This window comes from Rhodobacter maris (assembly GCF_900217815.1).
Lineage (GTDB): Bacteria > Pseudomonadota > Alphaproteobacteria > Rhodobacterales > Rhodobacteraceae > Rhodobacter > Rhodobacter maris.
Window position 1 is genome coordinate 1 of the sequence record NZ_OBMT01000050.1, and the last position, 1,502, is coordinate 1,502.

The 1,502-nt window shown below is 65.5% G+C and carries 2 protein-coding genes and 1 pseudogene; 1 reads left to right on the plus strand and 2 read right to left on the minus strand.

Annotated elements, in window-relative coordinates:
- Positions 1-269 (plus strand): annotated as a pseudogene (locus CRO22_RS18480) (hypothetical protein); the annotation flags it as partial.
- A gap of 11 nt (positions 270-280) precedes the next feature.
- Here CRO22_RS18480 and CRO22_RS18485 read toward each other — a convergent pair.
- Positions 281-1,030, minus strand: a complete 750-nt coding sequence (locus CRO22_RS18485; RefSeq protein WP_097071601.1) for a hypothetical protein — start codon at positions 1,028-1,030, stop codon at positions 281-283.
- Between the two features lie 7 nt (positions 1,031-1,037).
- On the minus strand, positions 1,038-1,502 hold a 465-nt coding region (locus CRO22_RS18490), incomplete at its 5' end, for an RNA ligase family protein (protein ID WP_342745188.1).

Genomic DNA, 1,502 nt, shown 5'->3' on the forward strand with positions numbered 1-1,502 from the left:
GCCTGTCGGAGGGTCTTGACTGGGGCCTGCGCGCCGCTGTCGTGATCGGGTTTCTGGCCTTTTCACTGCTGATCCCGAAATCGGCCTCGTCACAAAGCGCCATCAATTTTCTGACCACGCTTTGCGTCGGCTTCCGCTTTGCGAAACTCAATGGCGGTTTTGCCGGGCTGGACTGGGTTGAACTGGGCCTTTGTCTGATCATCGGGCTGTGTCTCGCCGTTGTGGCTCTGACCCGGCGGCTGACATCGCTGGCCAAACCCGCCCGCTGAGCGCGCAGATCTTACAACTGGATGTGGATGTGGTCATCGTGCCGGGCGGCGGCGCAGCCCTGAAAGCGGATCTTCGGCGCGCCGGAGCCGAATTTCGCCGCCAGACGCGGCTCAAGGAAGATCTTGCCGATCCGCGGATCGCACGACAAAAGCCGCAGCGCAAGGCGCATCCGTTCGGGTTCGGGGGCGTAATCGGGCCAGAGCGGTTGCAGCCAGGGCAGATCCCAGCGCAGCGTCGGAAAGCGCGGCGGGCAGGCGCTTTCCCCCGGCTCGAAGGCAAAATAGCCTAGGGGCGACCGGGTCTGCCCCGGCAGGTAGCGGCCTTGGTCCGTGTAATAAAACGCAAGGTCAAGCTTGCGGCCATCGCGGTGCGACAGATGCGGCAAAAGCGGAAATCCGTTCAGAAACGGGAAGTTGCCATCCAGCGCAAGGGTCACGGTGCCGGGATGGGTCTTCGCCATCTTGGCCGCCATGTCCCCGGCCGCGGCCCTGAGATCGCGGGCGACGTAATTGCGGTTCGCAAAGCAAAAGACCCAGGAGCGCATCACCAGCGGGCCGTCGCCATGGCACGATATCGGCACTCGCCCGAAGAGCGGCGCGATCATCAGCGCCCCGAGCCAAAGCCCGGCATAAAGCAGCGCAAAGGCAAGGAACTTGCGGCGAAACAACCGGCTGACCAGCCACGCCAGCCCGCCCAGCTGCGTCAGCACCGTCAGAACAGCGGCGAGCGCCAGATGCAGGGCCACGCGTCCGGTCCTCATGCGCCCTTCAGCCCGTTTGGCACCAGCGCCGCCTGCATCCAGTGCGTTTCGCTTTGCACATGGCCCGCGCGGACATATTTGCCCATCCGGCGCTGCATCTCGGCTTCGGGGAAAGCCCCGCCACGCGCGCGACGAAGCCCTCCTGCCGGGCCAGATCAAGCCCCGCCGCGATGGTTTCAAAAAGCCCCGCCCGCCAAGGTCCGCGCCAGAGCGTCGGCACCGGGGTGATGCCCAGTTCCTCGAACCGCATCAACGTCAAGTCCCAAGGCTGGACCTCGTCGTCGACGATCCAGGCAAAGCCCAGAAACCACGCGGGCAGCGCGTCATAGCCCACCGAATGGCGCGCATAAAGGTTCTCGCCGACGATCCGCTCGCCTTCGGCCAGTAGCGGCGCGATACCCGCGGCAAAGGCCTTGAGCCAGTCGCGCGAGGGGTGGTTGCGGCTGTCGGGGCTGCGGGCATGGCACCCGCC

Bases quoted from the DNA above. Each gene is read 5' to 3' on its own strand.
- CRO22_RS18485 (WP_097071601.1), bottom strand. From the start codon at position 1,030: ATGAGGACCGGACGCGTGGCCCTGCATCTGGCGCTCGCCGCTGTTCTG.